The sequence below is a fragment of the Candidatus Nitrosocosmicus sp. T genome, assembly GCF_054408485.1.
Map to the genome: position 1 here is coordinate 1901119 of NZ_CP166992.1, position 16716 is coordinate 1917834.

The 16716-nt window shown below is 34.6% G+C and carries 17 protein-coding genes; 7 read left to right on the forward strand and 10 right to left on the reverse strand.

Translation table 11 applies throughout. The features are described from left to right. Positions 1-46: 46 nt before the first annotated feature. The gene (locus tag AB0A59_RS09680) at positions 47-388 is read right to left on the reverse strand and encodes a hypothetical protein (RefSeq protein WP_458743344.1); all 342 of its coding nucleotides are present in this window, start codon (positions 386-388) and stop codon (positions 47-49) included. Between the two features lie 929 nt (positions 389-1317). On the opposite strand from AB0A59_RS09680, the gene AB0A59_RS09685 reads away from it, so the two are divergent. Beyond that, entirely contained in the window at positions 1318-2592 is a 1275-nt protein-coding gene (locus AB0A59_RS09685) for a Glu/Leu/Phe/Val family dehydrogenase (RefSeq protein WP_458743346.1), read from the forward strand. A 206-nt stretch (positions 2593-2798) separates the two neighbouring features. On the opposite strand, the gene erpA is transcribed toward AB0A59_RS09685, so the two are convergent. The 3 genes from erpA to AB0A59_RS09700 all read right to left on the reverse strand — a co-directional run bounded on the left by erpA (position 2799) and on the right by AB0A59_RS09700 (position 6188). Beyond that, positions 2799-3149: an iron-sulfur cluster insertion protein ErpA gene (gene erpA, locus AB0A59_RS09690; RefSeq protein ID WP_458743348.1), complete on the reverse strand. Its 351-nt coding sequence runs from the start codon at positions 3147-3149 to the stop codon at positions 2799-2801. A gap of 81 nt (positions 3150-3230) precedes the next feature. Further along, complete coding sequence (locus AB0A59_RS09695; protein WP_458743350.1) at positions 3231-5354, reverse strand: acetate--CoA ligase family protein; 2124 nt, start codon at positions 5352-5354, stop codon at positions 3231-3233. A 138-nt stretch (positions 5355-5492) separates the two neighbouring features. Beyond that, the gene (locus tag AB0A59_RS09700) at positions 5493-6188 is read right to left on the reverse strand and encodes a class I SAM-dependent methyltransferase (RefSeq protein ID WP_458743352.1); all 696 of its coding nucleotides are present in this window, start codon (positions 6186-6188) and stop codon (positions 5493-5495) included. A gap of 78 nt (positions 6189-6266) precedes the next feature. On the opposite strand from AB0A59_RS09700, the gene cgi121 reads away from it, so the two are divergent. Continuing rightward, complete coding sequence (cgi121, locus tag AB0A59_RS09705) at positions 6267-6860, forward strand: KEOPS complex subunit Cgi121 (RefSeq protein WP_458743353.1); 594 nt, start codon at positions 6267-6269, stop codon at positions 6858-6860. Positions 6861-6910: 50 nt separating this feature from the next. On the opposite strand, the gene AB0A59_RS09710 is transcribed toward cgi121, so the two are convergent. Both AB0A59_RS09710 and AB0A59_RS09715 read right to left on the reverse strand, forming a co-directional pair. Further along, positions 6911-7435, reverse strand: coding sequence for a THUMP domain-containing protein (locus tag AB0A59_RS09710; RefSeq protein WP_458743355.1), 525 nt, complete (start codon positions 7433-7435; stop codon positions 6911-6913). Between the two features lie 11 nt (positions 7436-7446). Further along, positions 7447-8088: an L-threonylcarbamoyladenylate synthase gene (locus AB0A59_RS09715; RefSeq protein WP_458743357.1), complete on the reverse strand. Its 642-nt coding sequence runs from the start codon at positions 8086-8088 to the stop codon at positions 7447-7449. A 174-nt stretch (positions 8089-8262) separates the two neighbouring features. Here AB0A59_RS09715 and AB0A59_RS09720 point away from each other — a divergent pair, with 174 nt between their 5' ends. The 5 genes from AB0A59_RS09720 (at position 8263) to AB0A59_RS09740 (ending at position 12565) form a co-directional block, all read left to right on the forward strand. Then, positions 8263-8988, forward strand: a complete 726-nt coding sequence (locus AB0A59_RS09720) for an adenylate/guanylate cyclase domain-containing protein (RefSeq protein ID WP_458743358.1) — start codon at positions 8263-8265, stop codon at positions 8986-8988. Then, positions 8972-9748, forward strand: a complete 777-nt coding sequence (gene folE / locus AB0A59_RS09725) for a GTP cyclohydrolase I (RefSeq protein WP_458743359.1) — start codon at positions 8972-8974, stop codon at positions 9746-9748. The genes AB0A59_RS09720 and folE overlap by 17 nt, the downstream gene beginning before the upstream one ends. Positions 9749-9955: 207 nt before the next feature. Further along, positions 9956-10771 carry an AAA family ATPase gene (locus tag AB0A59_RS09730; protein WP_458743360.1) on the forward strand — a complete coding sequence of 272 codons (816 nt, stop codon included), beginning with the start codon at positions 9956-9958 and terminating at the stop codon, positions 10769-10771. Positions 10772-10787: 16 nt separating this feature from the next. Further along, on the forward strand, positions 10788-12086 hold the full coding sequence (locus tag AB0A59_RS09735) for a hypothetical protein (RefSeq protein WP_458743362.1): 1299 nt from the start codon (positions 10788-10790) through the stop codon (positions 12084-12086). Continuing rightward, positions 12050-12565, forward strand: a complete 516-nt coding sequence (locus tag AB0A59_RS09740; RefSeq protein WP_458743364.1) for a vWA domain-containing protein — start codon at positions 12050-12052, stop codon at positions 12563-12565. Before AB0A59_RS09735 ends, AB0A59_RS09740 begins: the two co-directional genes overlap by 37 nt. Positions 12566-12614: 49 nt before the next feature. On the opposite strand, the gene fsa is transcribed toward AB0A59_RS09740, so the two are convergent. The 4 genes from fsa to AB0A59_RS09760 all read right to left on the reverse strand — a co-directional run bounded on the left by fsa (position 12615) and on the right by AB0A59_RS09760 (position 16398). Beyond that, positions 12615-13280 carry a fructose-6-phosphate aldolase gene (gene fsa / locus AB0A59_RS09745; protein ID WP_458743365.1) on the reverse strand — a complete coding sequence of 222 codons (666 nt, stop codon included), beginning with the start codon at positions 13278-13280 and terminating at the stop codon, positions 12615-12617. Continuing rightward, positions 13277-14215, reverse strand: a complete 939-nt coding sequence (locus tag AB0A59_RS09750; RefSeq protein ID WP_458747593.1) for a transketolase family protein — start codon at positions 14213-14215, stop codon at positions 13277-13279. Before AB0A59_RS09750 ends, fsa begins: the two co-directional genes overlap by 4 nt. A 115-nt stretch (positions 14216-14330) precedes the next feature. Further along, on the reverse strand, positions 14331-15950 hold the full coding sequence (locus AB0A59_RS09755; RefSeq protein ID WP_458743367.1) for a ribulose-phosphate 3-epimerase: 1620 nt from the start codon (positions 15948-15950) through the stop codon (positions 14331-14333). Between the two features lie 112 nt (positions 15951-16062). Continuing rightward, positions 16063-16398: a thioredoxin family protein gene (locus AB0A59_RS09760; protein ID WP_458743369.1), complete on the reverse strand. Its 336-nt coding sequence runs from the start codon at positions 16396-16398 to the stop codon at positions 16063-16065. Positions 16399-16716: the final 318 nt, after the last annotated feature.

Consider the following 16716-nt stretch of genomic DNA (forward strand, 5'->3'; position numbering starts at 1 on the left):
TTTTTTTTGGCTCCGATTCTAGAATCCATAAAACGGCAGTATAATTTTAGTTGAACCGATTTGTTAACGCTGGATCCAATAATAACCAGCCAAAGTGAAAATCATCGTGAACATATCGGTACTCTTTTATATTTGGCCTTAATTTCAGATTCCTGATACCAGATAACAATTCATGTTGAAGTTGCAGTCCCAATTTCCTTGAAATGTCATTTGCTTTTGGAATTTCAACCGACCTTTTTAACAAGATCCTATAACTAAAATTATGATTAGAATAACATTTGGCATAATGATCTACTAATTTCTTGCACACAACTGACACATCTTTAAAACTATCTAATTTATTCGTATAATCTGCTGGAAATCGTTTTAGGATTTCAATATTTACCAAACAAATATTAGAATATAAAGAATACTATTTATATTCATTCTGACCAAAAAATAGATTTGGCATTAATGTTATGAATGAAAGTAAAGTAAAGTAAACAAATTAGAAAGGATTTTTTTCTGTTTTTTTTTGCAATTATAGTATCCCAAAATCCAAATATTAAACAGCCTCGTTTCTTTATGGCAGAAAATATTTTGATAAATGTAATCAACAATCAATAATATATAACTAAATGGGCTATCTATTTTTTTTAGTCTTTATTTGAAAAATAAGGTCAAACAATCCCTTAAAAGATATCATAAAGGAGTGTAAACAACTGTTATTTCAATCACCTCGGATTTAACAATAGTCTATAAAGTGAAATCCATCATAAAATTTGAAATTAAGTACATATTGTTCTATTGGTTACCAAAAGGATTGCATGCGGCAAAAGACAGTAAAATCCCTCTATCTATCCATCTATCTATCCAACTATCTATCTCAGCAATTTGGTATCATGACTACTTTTCCTGTGTTTCTATATTTTTACTTGTTAGAATAGAAATGAATTAAAATAGCATAAGTTCTGTTTATCACAAGTTGAATTTATTTATTGAATAGATAATATCTACATTTTCGAAGGCCAAGGACTTCAATCTTCTTTTGTCTATAAACCATTTTATTTGAAAGAGTCAAGTGGGGTGGGAGACACATATCCATCTAATAAAATAAAAGAAATGTTTGATTGGAAAAATTATAGCATGTAGATGAACCAGTCTTTGATTTTGTTTTATTGTGCTGATAATTGAGCATTCTATAATATGTAAAAGCTATAAAATATTCAATCAATCTTTGATATTATCCGATTAAATCTATTCATCTCAAAATAATCAAAATAGAGTAGTGACTTTTTGATTAAATTTAAATATATCAAAATTTTTCCCTCTAGTATAATGACAACTACTGCTAACGAGTTTGCACCGACTAATAATCCCTATCAAATGGCTTTGAAACAGCTTCAAGAGACTGCAAAAATTATTAATTTAGACGAGGGCATCCACAAAATACTTGCAAAACCAAAGAGAGTTTTAACAGTATCCCTACCAGTGAAAATGGATGATGGGAGGATTGAAGTATTTACTGGATTCCGTTCTCAACATAACGATGCAAGGGGTCCGTTCAAAGGCGGAATCAGGTATCACCCGCAAGTAACCATCGAAGAAGTAATGGCACTCTCGATGTGGATGACTTGGAAATGTGCTATAGTAGGAATACCGCTTGGTGGTGGTAAGGGAGGCATTATCTGTAATCCGAAGAATATGTCGAACTTAGAATTAGAAAGGATGACAAGAAGATACGCATATGCAATATCTGACATTATTGGACCCTACACGGACATCCCGGCCCCCGATGTATATACAGGAGGTCAAGAAATGGCATGGATTATGGATACATATTCTACCCTCAAGGGTAATCGCTCAGAACCTGCAGTAATTACAGGGAAACCCCTACCTATAGGAGGATCATTGGGTAGAACTGAAGCTACTGGAAGAGGACTATCCTTTACGGTAAGAGAGGCTGCCAAAAGACTAAATATCAATATGAACGGGGCGACAGTAGTCGTTCAAGGGTTTGGTAATGCAGGACAGTTTGCAGCGCAATTGGTTGAAGAGCAGGGAGCAAAAGTTATTGCTGTTTCAGATACACAGGGAGCAATAATCAATAAGAATGGATTTAGTGTAAATGAATTAATTAAATTCAAATTAGAAAACAAATCGATCCATGACTTCCCTAGTTCAACTGAAATAAGCAATGATGAATTACTAACAACAGAATGTACGATATTAATTCCAGCTGCACTTGAGAATCAGATTACAAAGGACAACGCCTCTAAAATAAAGACCAAAATTGTTGCTGAAGCAGCAAATGGTCCGACTACCCCCGAAGCTGATCAGATTTTTTATGAAAGCAATATTTTGGTTATCCCAGATGTATTGGCTAATAGTGGTGGAGTAACAGTTTCTTATTTTGAGTGGCTCCAAAATCTAAGAAGAGAATATTGGTCTGAAGCTGAAGTAAACGAGAGATTAGATGTAATAATGACAAAGGCATTTGCCGAAGTATATGACGCACATCAAAAATATAACACAAACATGCGTACAGCAAGTATCGCATTGGCAGTCAATAGAGTGGCTGATGCTATAAAGCTAAGAGGAATTTGGCCGTAAATACTATAACTCTTACCTGACTCATGGTATAAGATAAGATCAGATAAGATAAGATCAAAACCATAATTTTATTATTTTAATTTCCTCTTTTTAGGCCTTATTAAATATATTTCTAATAAGTTTAAACTGATATTTACCAAAAAAATATAAAGTTAAGTTAAGTTAAGTTGAAAAAATTAAACCAGATTGAGTAATTGATGAAAAAATTACTCGGTAGAAAACGAGTGACCACATGAGCAGCTCTTTGTAACGTTCGGATTAGATATCTTAAACCCAGAACCCATCAAACTTTCAATGTAATCGACTACTGCTCCCTTTAAATATTTTTGACTATAATTATCTACCAAAATTTTAACTTTATTTTGTTCCAATATTACATCATCTTCATCTGGATTTTCTTCAAATCCCATCCCATAGGATAATCCAGAACATCCACCGCCAGTGACATAGACTCTCAAATAGAGACTATCTTTTCCTTCTTGTTTCATAAATTCTGTAACCTTTTCTGCTGCCTTTGCTGTAACATCAATAATTTTAGGTTGTTGTACACTTGCCATGATGTATTATAATAGGCAATACGAATTTAATAATGTTTTCCTATAAATAAACCAAAAAAAAGATGACCTTGTAGAAAAATTCTACTTGTGTGACTTGGATAATTCAGCCCATTTGGCCAATGAACTGGCTGCTATACTCCAAGTATTAACCGATTGATATACAGGTACATTCTTCTCCTCCAATCTATTGGCCATTTTTTGAGTAAATGGACCTCCTAAAGCTCCAACAAGGATAGGCTTTTTCCCCTGCTTATTAAATTCGGCCAGAATATCAACGATTTTCTCCTCAAGTGGATCGTCTTGAAATACGAACCAAGGCATGACGATATCGACATTTGGATCATCCATAAATGTTTGGATGGCAAATTTATAATCGTCAGCGTTTGCTGATCCTGTGACGTCACACGGATTACCGATTACATATGTAGGTGGATAATGAGATTTGAATGATTTTATACTTTCTTCACTGAGGTCTGCTACTTGTAGTCCCAATCTTTCAAATTGATCAATGGCTGCAATTATCGGCCCAGCACCATTCGTAACCATTGCTACTCGGTTTCCCTCTGGAACGGGTTGCCATGAAAGAGCTTTAAGTGAAGCAGTTAGCTCATCGTAGCTGTCCACAGAAATTATTCCATTTTGTGAAAATGCACCCTTTACTACGCTATAAGTCCCGCCTAGGGAGCCGGTGTGAGAAGCAGCTTGTTTAGCACCTCTTGTTGTTCGCCCATTTTTGAAAACTACTATTGGCTTTTTTCGTTCAGAGATTACCTTCTTAGCGGTGTTTACGAATTTTCTGCCATCCCCCAAACCTTCTACGTATAATCCAATAACTTTGGTTTGTGGATCTTCGGCTAGATACCAAATCATGTCAGCTTCGTCTACGTCGGATCGATTTCCGTATGAAACCATTTTGCTCATCCCAAACGGAAATGAGTGTTCCATAAATGCAATGCCTATAGTTCCGCTTTGCGACAAGAAAGCAACGTTGCCGTTTTTAGGTCTAAGCATGCGGTCGTGCCCCTGGAACGCACAATCTAGTCTATTCTCACCATTAAACATTCCGATGCAGTTTGGTCCAATAATTCTAATATTTAACTGGGATGATAATTCCTTAACTTGTTGTTCAATAGCGGCTCTTTCTCCTCCTAACTCTTTCCCACCTCCTGAAATAATTACAACATTGTGGATTGATTTATTGCCACAAATCTTTAACAAATCAGGAACAAATTTTAAATCTACAGTAACAACTACTACGTCAATGGGATCTTTAATATCGTCTAGACTCTTATATGCCGGTATCCCCATTATTTCGGGATAGCCCTTTGCATTTACAGGGTATACCTTTCCTTTATAATCATGCTTTACCAATGTTTCAAGCACAGAGTTTCCAATCTTTCCTAATTCAGGTGATGCACCTATTAATGCGATAGATTTGGCATTAAAAAACAAATCCATGTTAGTAGAATTTGGTTCAATGCTAGAAACAACATCATATCGAGGATGTTCTGATAATATGATTTTTGCATCAGCTACGTAATAACTGTCCGGGTATACAATTACGGGGTTGAAATCTATGCTATCATAATAAGGCGAAATATCATATCCTAATTTTCCTATGTTGAGCAAGGCATTAGTCAATATATCCATATTTATCGGTTCTGAACCTCGATATCCTTTTAGCAGCATTTTGCCCTGAAGTTCCTCTATCATTTCTAATGTATCTTGTTTTGTAAGCGGCAGAACTCTAAACGAAACATCTTTGAATAATTCAGTAAAAATCCCTCCAAGTCCTACCATCATAACGGGGCCGAATTGGGGATCATTTTGCAAACCAACAATCATTTCAACCCCTTTGGGGACCATTTTTTCGAGTAAAACTCCCTTTAGATCGTAATCCTTTGATAGTCGATCATACATATCATTAAAAGCATTCTTAACAGACTCTTCATCTTTAAGGCCGATTTTGACTCCTCCCACATCTGTCTTGTGTAATATCTGCGGAGAAACTATCTTTGCCACCAATGGAAAACCTAATTTTCTTGCTTCAGTGACTGCGGACTCAACATCTTTAACCAAAGCAAACTCTGGAACGCTAATATCATATTCAGAAAGGATGCCTTTAGCAGTTTCTTCGGTAATGACTTTGGTATTATTCTTAAAAGAATCCTCAAATATCGATTTGATTTTGTTTTGATCTGTCAATAAAGGTTCATTATTCTATTCGGTTTATAATTTTTCTTACTTTAATTTATGAACTTTTAGTAAAGTATTCATCTTTAGTCAAGACAAATATGCCTTTGAAAGTTAGTTAAATTCATGATAAAGCATAATAATGAATGATTACTTGTAGGCAATCACAATTATGGCGCCCCCTAGCAGTTTTCTATTAAATTCGACCTTGGAAAAGGTTTTCAATAACAAATCATTTAGCTCATTATTCCTTGGCCACCTAAGAAAAGTACCATATAACGTACGAAAAGGTAGTCCTTCCTTCCCAGCGGCTAAAAATGCCATGATTACAAGGAAATACTTTAGATAAAAGGATACAAGATATCGTGCAATAAAATTATCAGGTTTTCCCAGATCAACAATCAGTAACCTTCCATTTTTTTTTAAAACCCTGTGGATTTCTACAAACGACTCATTTAAAGCAATTGAATCTCTAATTGAATAACCACATAGAACAGCATCAAATGAATTTGACTTGTATGGAATCTTTTCAAAAATACCACTGCATAAAAAATAACTAGTATCATAATTCTTGAATTTGCTTTTGATTTCAGCCAACATTTCGGGAATAGGATCATAAAAATTTATAGTAACATCTTCGGAAACAATATCCAGAACTATTTTTGACATGTTGCCGTATCCAGAGCCGGCATCTAGTATATGATTTCCAGGAAAAACGCTTTTTCTTATTCCTTCTTTTCGAAACTGATTGTCTTTTCCTAATGAAATAGCACTATTTACCTTATCATAAACAGGAATAATATTCCTAAGTACCTTTATTACCTCTTTCCAATACAAATTCCCCAATCCAATATTCTTCAATGCAAAAAGTAAAGGAAAACCAGATATTGAGCTTTTGTATCATCTAGGATAATAAAGATATTAGTGAAGAAGTTATCAATATTTTTGGAGTTGGTGAGCGTCTTGGACAGCAAAAGGATCATCAGCATGGACGCCTTAAATGCTATTATTGTAGGATTTTCCTTCTTTGACTCGGATGTAAGAAAGATCTACGACAAGATAAAGTCAGAGGATAAAACTATCGATATAATATTTATTAATTCAAAACTGGTGTATGGATGGGACCATGTGTTTGGAATCTTAAAGATAATTAACGAAGAAAAAAAAAGAAATATCAAAATGGACATCAAGAACGTAGAAATTGAATTTTTACTTAGAATATGCTACACCAATCAAATAAAGGATGCGTTAAGCGCAAACTTTGGGGATGACAAAAATAAAACCTTTGTAATAGTATTGGTTTCTACGCTTGTTGACAAATTGAGTAACACTCTTGGTACTCTCAGATCTTACGGTAGCGAAGATAGTAACTTGATAGTTCCTAATACACTCAAAAAGGATTACATCCTCAACTACTTTTTTAAAGACAAATTCAAAGATAATTCGCATTTATTATTAAATGATGAAGAAAACTATATGAAATTTCTTGTTGAGAAAGCAGCAATATGCCTAAATTAAATATCCTTGAATAAGGGACGGTATAATCTCCTTACCATATCTTAGTACTATTATGAAACCCTTTTTTCTGTCATTGAACTAAACATCATGTCGGCCCTGATAACAGATATTCCCGAATATTTTCCAATTATCTCTACTAGCAAAATCCATGTAGGATTTGTTAAATTGACAGGATAATTCAAATGAGGTCCCACCGAGTCTATAATGTCTTTTTTAGTCAATTTAGTATGCCTTTTTTCCACCAGTATTTTTACAGGTCCTCCGCCAACAATTTTCTCTTTAGCTAAATCGAGCAAACAATTTCTAATTTCTTCGACCTCGGTTAATACCACTTTCTGTATGGGAACAAATCTAAGCAGATTCCGAATTTCCCATGGTGAATCTTTTATCTTTGCTCTCAAATATGGTATAAAAAGTTCTGAATCCTTTGAAGATTTTCCCACAATAAGCCCTGAAATATTAGTTTCATGTACTTCTGCCGTGCTCTCGCCAAAGTCATAGAAAAGCCCCTCTAGTTCATCCATTAGGTCGTCCTCCTTGTATCTATATGTTGTTGCAAGAAAATTGAATATCATAGTTTACTCCGCTATACATTCCTAATAGCTGCTAGGATTTTTTCCTTTGGAATTGCACCTTCCCTAATTATTCTAGGAAATCCACTCCCTGAAACATCCACTATAGTTGATCCACTGTCATTTCCAGATAATATTTCGTTACTAATTACAGCATCGCATTTACCCAGGATAGTTGCGTCAATATCTTCTAATTTCATTGAAGGTAGTTTTTTTGTCAAGTTGGCACTTGTTCCTACTAATAATTTAGACCTAGTCTTTCCAATCAGATCTAAAATACATGAATTATTAGGAATACGCAATGCTATAGTGTTATTATCATTATTAAATACATATTTAGACAAACCATGGTTTTCTTTCAATTTTAGAATCAAAGTCAGCTTTCCGGGCCAAAATAATTCGTATAGTAATTTGGCTTGTGGAGTAATTTGCGAAATTCTCGAGACAATCCTCCTGTCGTTTGTCAATACGGGTAAGGACTTTTCCAGGGGTCTTTCTTTGATAGAATATAGACGCAGAACCGATTTATCAATAGTGGGATCACAACCTATACCAAAAATAGTGTCAGTAGGATAAACGACGACTCCCCCATTGTCAATTATTTTTGCACATTTTTCTAATCCGTCAAGATCATTACAATCTGTATAATAGACCAATAGTTTGAAGAACTTGCGAATTCAATTTAACCTAACCTATTGGTATTATCTTTGAATAAAGATTTAAATTCAACAATTTTTAAAACTGTTGGTAATATTATAATTATTTAACAATAGTAAATAGCCTCAATTAATTTAGAAAAGCATATATACATATATTGGTATATATTGTCAATGCAATGCAATACCAATGTTTTAGGATATAAAAATTATGAAAATGTATCAAGAGTATATGATCAATTCAGAATCCAAAATCTAAAGTCATTAGAGAGCACTATCCGATCATCAGAAACTTGTAAAAAGCCTATAACTATTGTTTTTTGGGATATTAGTGGATTTTCAAAGTTATCAAAGATGTTTTATTCAATGGATAGTGAAAATGTCATATTAGAGTTCTTAGAAGATTATTACAGGATTGCAAGATCCATAATTGCGCATAATAATGGAGTCTGGGACAAAACAATTGGAGACGGCATAATGTCATGGTTTGGGTTCTTTGAGAAAAACGTACTAGAAAATTCAGTTGGAATGGACAATGGAGCCCTTGATGCTATAAATGCTGCAATTGAACTCAGAAATAGCTTTCAAAATCTAAAGGACAAGCTGAAATCAGAATGGGAAATAGATGGAATTAACATAGACTTTGACATAAAATGCGGCATTAATACGGGCTCAGCCTATATAGGCCTTGTTTATGATCAGTTCACAGCTATGGGAACAAATGTCAATATTGCTAGTAGGTTCCAAGAATTTGCGAAAAGAGATCAGATAATTATTTCAAATACAACAATGGAAAAAATTAGTTCAAAAGGTTTTGATTTTTTGAGAATTCCTGTTGATTCGAACAACCCTATAAAATCATTCGAAGACATTGATTGTTGTTATGAGATTTTATACTAAAACAGAAAAAAAGGAGATCAATTGCGGCATCATCGGCGTTTCTCATGATTTCAGATTTCATAAACTCAGAATAACAAAAGTATTTTTATTTGAAAGTGCACTATATCATCAATTAATAATACAGATTAAAATGATAGAAAAAGAAAGATTAGGTTCAAAAGGAAAAGGTATTGGTATGGGTATAAACGAAGTTTATCTAAGCGAAAACAGAGATGAATTTGATAGCACTGTTAATGGTTATTATAAGCTGATTGGTGGTAAGGAGGGCAGTTACGATAAAGAAACCAGTAGGAGATTACGCGCTTTTGGCGAAGAATTGTTTAAAAAGAGATCATATGAAAAATTTACTGCCTTTAAGGCAGATCATGATGATATGATAATAGGAAATCATTTGAGATTATTTTCATTTTGTGAACATCATTTGCTTCCTTTTTTTGGCGAGGTTGCTATAGGCTATATCCCAAATAATAAAATATTCGGGCTCTCAAAATTTCAAAGGCTCGTTGATAAAGTATCCTCTAGACCCCAACTTCAGGAGAGACTTACCTATCAAATTCTTGAGGAAATCAAAAATAGACTGGAACCTAAGGGTGTAGGTGTTGTTATAAAGGCTATTCATACTTGCGTTTTTGCAAGGGGTACGCAATCAAGTTCAGCAGAATTTACAACCTCAGCAGTTGATGGGATTTTTAAGGAAAACAACAACACAAAGCAAGAGTTCTTTTCAATAATAAATTCTGATGGCAGACTAAGACTCTGACATTCTCATATTTAATAGATAAAGTTGACATGAATTTTTTTTATTTATGCAGAAGGTAACTTGGCGCCTTTTACGAGAAAAATCAGCAAGCAATATAGTTAATAATTTTAGTAGTATCGTGGCGCATATATCGCTTAGACACTATATCTATATGTAATATGTCACGATATATTTTAATTACAAAGGAGAGCGAGTAAACCTAACTTGATGTCTGCGGCCAATGATGCGAATATAGAGTATATTGATTGGAATAACGCTTTTGAAATTTTAGATAAGGCTTATAAACTTGGTATTTTTGTCTTGATAATTGGTCCAAAGGGAACTGGCAAAACCACACTCGTTAGAAAATTCGCAAATCAGGTAAGTAAAGAACTCTCATCTGTTAATTTTAGCCTTAGGACTAGAGAATCACACCTAATTGGAACTAACACGATTGATAATGGGGAGATAAATTTTGTAAATGGAGTTTTGGTACACTCAATGACGGAAGGCGATTTATTATACCTCGATGAGCTTAACGCTGCCGAACCGGATGTGTTGCTTCGACTTGACGAGGCTTTAGATGATAGAAGACAAATTGTTTTAAAAGAATTCCATGGACAGACCATAAAGGCAAAGGATAACTGGTTTGTAATTGGGACCATCAACCCCTTGTCGCACGTTGGAACTAAAGAACTTCCACCACAGATTCTAAGCAGATTCCCAATTAGAATAATGTTGGATTATCCTCCAGAAGATATCGAAATGGAGATTATCAAAAAACATGTTAAAGTAAATAATCAAAACGATGAAGATAATATTAAAAGTGCAATAAAATTAGCTTACAATCTTCGGAAGGCAGCATCTCTTGAAGAAATTTTTTATAGCCCAAGTTTGAGGGAAACGATTGCATACTCTAAATTGGTAACGAACAACACGAATGCAAAAGAAGCCGCTGAAATTGTATTTGCAAACGTTTACCATCAATGGGGTGAAATTGAGTACCGAAAGGTAATGGATATAATCGCATCCATATTCATTTAATTTATTTCGATAAAGTATGTCTATATTTTGGAACATAAAAGACAATGGCAATGGCAATGACAATGACAATAAATCAAAGCCTGTTGAATCTAGGGATGAATCCTCTGATAAGAAAATAAAAATCAAAGAATACAAAAAGTCCGACTCTTTCTTAAGATTTGATGATCTTGATCTTGAGAACATCCACATCAGAAATGATGTATTACTTGAGATTGCTACATTCTTATCTAGACGGTGGTCAGACAGTAATAGATCATCGATTCATATTTCAAGAGAAGGAAAAATTTCTACTAATCTAGACAAGAAAAAAATTATTCTTCCGGGATTAGATTATTTCTATGGTAATATTTTTCAAAAGTACAGACAATGGCGAACGTTACTATGGTATGAATCAGTCAGATTAAAGTATTCATTTAAGATTTTTGATACTGACGTAGTTTTTGGATTCATATTTAACATTTTGGAGACAAAACGGATAGAAATATTGGGTTTAGAGGAGTGGAAGGGAATGATAAAGGAAATTATATACTACGAAGGGTTATCCTGGCACAACAAGCCCCTGTTGAATTCGCTTCATGGGAAAAACAAAGTTTTAGAAGCATTTTCTCAGTTCTTTTTAACAGGATATATCAAAGGAGAACTCTATGGTGGCGAAAATGAAAGAGTAATAAATGCATCCGAGTATGCACATGGGATTTTAAGAGACTATATTAAAAATTTTAAACTTAACAATAAAACCTATGACCCAATAAAAGATCAAAAGTGGTTAGAATATGAAACAAGACAGATAATTAAAATGCTTCAAGTGGATTCGCTAATGTCAGTCCCACCCATCCCTATTCTTATGCCAAAGAGCAAGGTAGGGCTATCTATGAAGCAGGAGGAAATATTATCTCATATTGAAAAACTAGTGAGAATAAAGACTAGAGAGATAGAAATAGAGAGATTAAAAAAGGAAATAATCCAAGGCGACGATATCAACGAAGAATTTAGAATATTAGTCAATGAGAGCAAGAAAAATGACAACAAAGGTTTTGAAACAACTGAAAACCTTTCCATAGCGATTCCAGACAATATGGGTATTGACGAAACTGCCATTTACGATTTTGATTTAATTAACAAGGTAAAAACAGCACTTAAGGAATGGAAAAGCGGATGGAAAGAAAAATATGACTTTACTGGAGACGAAATAGAAATTGAAAACTACATTGAAAAACAGCCAAAAGTTTTCATCAGCGACAAGAAAATTGCAATAAATGTAAAAATATCAGGTACCTGTTGGATCTTTCAAGTAGTATTGAAGATAATGAAATAGAATACAAGAAAGCCACGGTAGCATTGTGTGAAGGATTAGAATATCTAGGAATTAAGTTTTCCATATATGCCTTTAATACTGAATCTAGATCGGTTAAATGTTGGGTCATTAAACCTCCAACGGCAAGATGGGGGTCAATATATGCAAGAAGGCTCATGCAAGTAAAACCAATCGGAGGAACACCATTAGCAGAAATCTACAAGATACTTCAGCCAAGTATTAGTGCTTTTAAACCAGATATTTTTGTAACACTTACTGACGGCGAACCCTCAGACATGGATGCGGTGCGTTCGATAGTCCTGTCATACAAAAGAAATGGGGTGAAGATGATTGCCATAGGTTTGGGTGCGGATCTCGGAGATGCTATAGGAATCGCATATAATTTAAAGTACCTCAACTACCAAAGAATTCTAACATTATCAAAAAAGAGGCTGCAAGATTTACCCAAAAAAGTATTGGGACTTTTAACTACTGAATGACATGATACATGACAGGGAACTAAAAAAATAAAATAGATAAAATGAATAACTAGAATTCAAGATCAGGGTTATCTTTTTCTAGTTTTTTCCAATCCGATAAGAATGAATCTAGGCCTTTATCTGTCAGTGGATGGCGTATCATCTTATCCAAAATGTCGGGCGGTAATGTAACGACATCTGCCCCCATTTTTGCCGCTTCGATAACATGTAATGGATGACGAACACTAGCCACCAATAACTGGGTTGAGATATCATAACTAGCAAATATTTGGACAATTTCACTTATTAGGTTCAGACCTTCTGCTCCAATATCATCTAAACGACCAATAAATGGACTGACATAAGTAGCACCTGCTTTTGCAGCTAATAACGCTTGATTTGCAGAAAAAATCAATGTCACATTGGTCTTGATTCCCATTTTGGTTAATGCATGTACAACTTTTAGACCATCCATGGTCATAGGAATCTTTACAACTACATTTTCCCCATATTTTGCCAATTTCAAAGATTCCTCCATCATTTTTTCAAAGGTAATTGCGACTACCTCAAGGCTTACGGGCCCCTTCATGATCTCTACTATTTTCTTCATCGTCTTGATGGGGTTGCCTTTTTCTTTTGAAAGTAAAGTTGGGTTAGTGGTAATACCATCCACGACTCCCATTTCATTGTATTTTTCTATGGATTCAACATTAGCAGTATCTAAGAAGATTTTCATTTTTTCTCACTTTTTTTTAAGGACACCACATTTTTTACTATTTCCCCTGGAGATAAGCCGTATTTTTCTAATAGTGAATCGATTTCTTCGTCTCTTGCAGATTCACCATATCGATCTCTAATTCCTATCTTCCTTACGAAAGTTGGGCATATTTCTGAGGTCACTTCTGAAATTGCGGAGCCTAATCCCCCTATTATATTATGTTCTTCTACAGACACCAATGAACCAGTTTCCTTAGTACACCTGTATATTAGATCCGAGTCTATTGGTTTAATAGAATACATATCGATGACCCTACAAGATATATTATGATCCTTTTTCAATATGTCGCTAGCCATCAGGGAGGCTGAAACCATAGTCCCACATGAAAATAAACTAATATCGTTACCATCTTTTATTACTGTTCCTTTTCCAATTTCAAAGTCTGAGGAATCCGAATAGATTTCCTGAGTTGAAGGCCTGGCCAATCTTACATAGAATGGACCTGGGATATGAACTATTTTTTCAAGCAATTTTTTGACTGAAATAGCATCGGCAGGTACCAAGACCCTCATATTTGGTAAAGATCTCATAATAGATACATCCTCTATTTGTTGATGAGATGCCCCATCAGGTCCCACGGATAAACCTGCATGGGATACTACAATTTTCACGTCTAGGCTTGGATAGCAAATTGCATTTCTAATCTGATCTAAACATCTACCTGGAATAAAAGCAGCATAAGTACTAGCAAAAGATACTTTACCGGCGATAGCAAGACCAGCAGCGATTGAGACTAAATTAGCTTCGGCTATTCCTACATTGAAGAGTCTATCAGGATATTTTTCACCGAATTTTTTAGTTTTAAGCGAGTCAGTAGTATCACCCCCCACACAAACAATGTTTGAATACTTACTGCCTAGATCCACAAGGGTATCTCCATATGCTGAACGCATATCAGAAAATCTAATATCACTAGTACTCAAAGGGTTCAATTCATAGTTCACCATAATACATTATATCTTTTTTTTGAATGTCATACATTGTTACAGCCTCGTCATTAGTGTTCAATTATTTCGATAAATTAAATTGTTCTATTATGTTCCTTCGTCCCTTTACCCAGTCTTCTTGAATATTTAGAGACTGAGATTCATCAAGTAAACTCTGCTCTAAATATGAATCAAGCAAAAATCTAGTATCCTTAAATCTCTTATCAACATCGCTATGACCGAATATTGCATTTCCCATCACGAATATTCTACAACCTGCATCAAAGCATTGAGTTACAGTCGACTGGTCTATGCCACCATCAGCCTCAAAATAACCTTTAAAACCTCGCTCCCTTAGTAAAGGGATAACCCTTTTCATTTTCGGTAAAACTTCTGGAATGAATTTTTGACCAGCAAAACCAGGATTTACAGACATTATGATAATCACATCAAGATTATCAAGATGGGAAAAAATCCATTCGGGTAATTCGGTGCCAGGATTTACAGCTAATCCAGGGCTAACACCATTTGATAAAAGTTTAGTATTAATCATTTCAAATTCTTGTTCGTTACTACAGGCCTCTGCATGCACAGTTATAACATCGCATCCAGCATCAATATAACTATCCAGGAATTTGTCTGGATTATGAATCATCAGATGAGCATCAAATGGCAATTTCGTCCCATCTCGCAATTTCTTTATTGTATCAAAGAAAAAAGTAGAGTTTGGAACAAATTTTCCATCCATCACATCTAGATGTATCATATCTGCACCGTATCGCTCGGCTGCTGTTATTTTTTGTTTCAAACTCTCTTCGCCTATCCCATCGGCGCCTGCTATAATAGAAGGAGATATCATATACTCTCCTTCCAGTTCCCTTATTAACAACGGTAGGTGTTTTTTTGAAGGTGCTCTCCCGTGCCACTGAGGATTGTTAGCCATATGTTTTATTCCGTTCCCTTTCACGGTATTTGCTATTATTATTTTAGGTTTATCAATAGGTTTTTTTAAAAGTTCTGGAATAAGCTGTTCAATCTTATGTCCATTGATTTCTACAACGTCCCAGTTAAAAGAAAGCCATTTTTCTTTGACAGGGTCAATTGGCATAATCTCTTCGGTAAATCCATCTTGCTGAATCTTGTTTCTATCCAATATGGCTATGAGGTTATTAAGTTTGAATTTTGCAGCGGCCATAGAAGCCTCCCAAATTTGGCCTTCATTGGTCTCACCGTCACCTAGTAGACAATACACCATATTCTCACGCTTATCAAGCTTATTAGCAAGGCATATTCCAATTGATACAGAAAGACCAATACCTTCAGAGCCGCCAGAATATTCGATTCCCGGTACGCTGTGGTGTTTTTGCATCTTACTATATCTTACTGGATGACCTTGTAGACGAGAATCCAATTTTCGCAACGTCTTCATTTCTTCTTTTGGGAAAGATCCAGCAAGGGATAAGGTAGCATAATATCCCGGTGCCGAATGAGCCTTTGAATTTATGAAATAATCTCGAGATGGATTAGAAGGGTTATCTATATCAAATTTCATTATTTGAAAATAAAGACAACCCATTATCTCGGCAGCAGAAAAGGACGCACCAGGATGCCCAGAGCCTGCTTCTGCAATGCCGGTTAAGGCTAAAGTACGTAATTCTTTAAGTTTTTCCTTTAATTTCAAGTATCTATTTATGTTATACATTTTATCAGCCTCTCTGTTTTCATCATGCCCACCATTCCATTTCAAACATCTCTGTATACTAGTTTTTCAAATATCAAATAGATAAAAAGGTAGCTACACTGAGAAAATGATTTTACATTTCTGTTCTAATATTAGACAAAATCGATTCCATATCACTCTTGGTAAGCCCCACTCCCATCTTGGCATCTCTACGATCCTTGATTGTGCTTTTAGAGAAGGCAATTAAAGTTGGTACTGCATTGATACTATACTTATCCCACAACGGGTTTTCATCCTCATTAAGTTTTACACCCCCAAAAAGAATTTTTTGATTGCTAATATTTTTAACTGAATCTTCAAATATAGGTACAAAACTTTTACAATAACCGCACCAATCAGCATAAAACAAGATTAGCGAGTTTGAACTATTTGTAGCAGAGTCTAGTTCGCTTTGGTTAAAGTCTTTCATAATATACTATGATAGATCTATGGTAAAAAATATTTGCAAAAAATACCTTGAACTGTATGATATTGTTATTGCTGTTTTGGTTCTGGTTTTGGTTCTGGTTTTGGGTTTGGTTTTTTGTTTCCCAGTTTGAGTTTATTTTTGGGAAAATAAATAATTACACTTTAAAAATCATATTCATACACAAATAGTTCAAAATAGAAACAACAGGAATAGTCATAATTTGACCTTTCTCATATTTGTTCAGCTACCCTCTCTTTGTCCTATGAAAAAAATGTGTCGTTTCTTTTCCGCCACTAAATTAAGGAAAAAGATGGTAGA

Bases quoted from the DNA above. Each gene is read 5' to 3' on its own strand.
- AB0A59_RS09685 (WP_458743346.1), top strand. From the start codon at position 1,318: ATGACAACTACTGCTAACGAGTTTGCACCGACTAATAATCCCTATCAA.
- erpA (WP_458743348.1), bottom strand. From the start codon at position 3,149: ATGGCAAGTGTACAACAACCTAAAATTATTGATGTTACAGCAAAGGCA.
- AB0A59_RS09710 (WP_458743355.1), bottom strand. From the start codon at position 7,435: ATGATATTCAATTTTCTTGCAACAACATATAGATACAAGGAGGACGAC.
- AB0A59_RS09720 (WP_458743358.1), top strand. From the start codon at position 8,263: ATGCAATGCAATACCAATGTTTTAGGATATAAAAATTATGAAAATGTA.
- folE (WP_458743359.1), top strand. From the start codon at position 8,972: ATGAGATTTTATACTAAAACAGAAAAAAAGGAGATCAATTGCGGCATC.
- AB0A59_RS09730 (WP_458743360.1), top strand. From the start codon at position 9,956: ATGTCTGCGGCCAATGATGCGAATATAGAGTATATTGATTGGAATAAC.
- AB0A59_RS09735 (WP_458743362.1), top strand. From the start codon at position 10,788: ATGTCTATATTTTGGAACATAAAAGACAATGGCAATGGCAATGACAAT.
- fsa (WP_458743365.1), bottom strand. From the start codon at position 13,280: ATGAAAATCTTCTTAGATACTGCTAATGTTGAATCCATAGAAAAATAC.
- AB0A59_RS09750 (WP_458747593.1), bottom strand. From the start codon at position 14,215: ATGCGTTCAGCATATGGAGATACCCTTGTGGATCTAGGCAGTAAGTAT.
- AB0A59_RS09755 (WP_458743367.1), bottom strand. From the start codon at position 15,950: ATGTATAACATAAATAGATACTTGAAATTAAAGGAAAAACTTAAAGAA.
- AB0A59_RS09760 (WP_458743369.1), bottom strand. From the start codon at position 16,398: ATGAAAGACTTTAACCAAAGCGAACTAGACTCTGCTACAAATAGTTCA.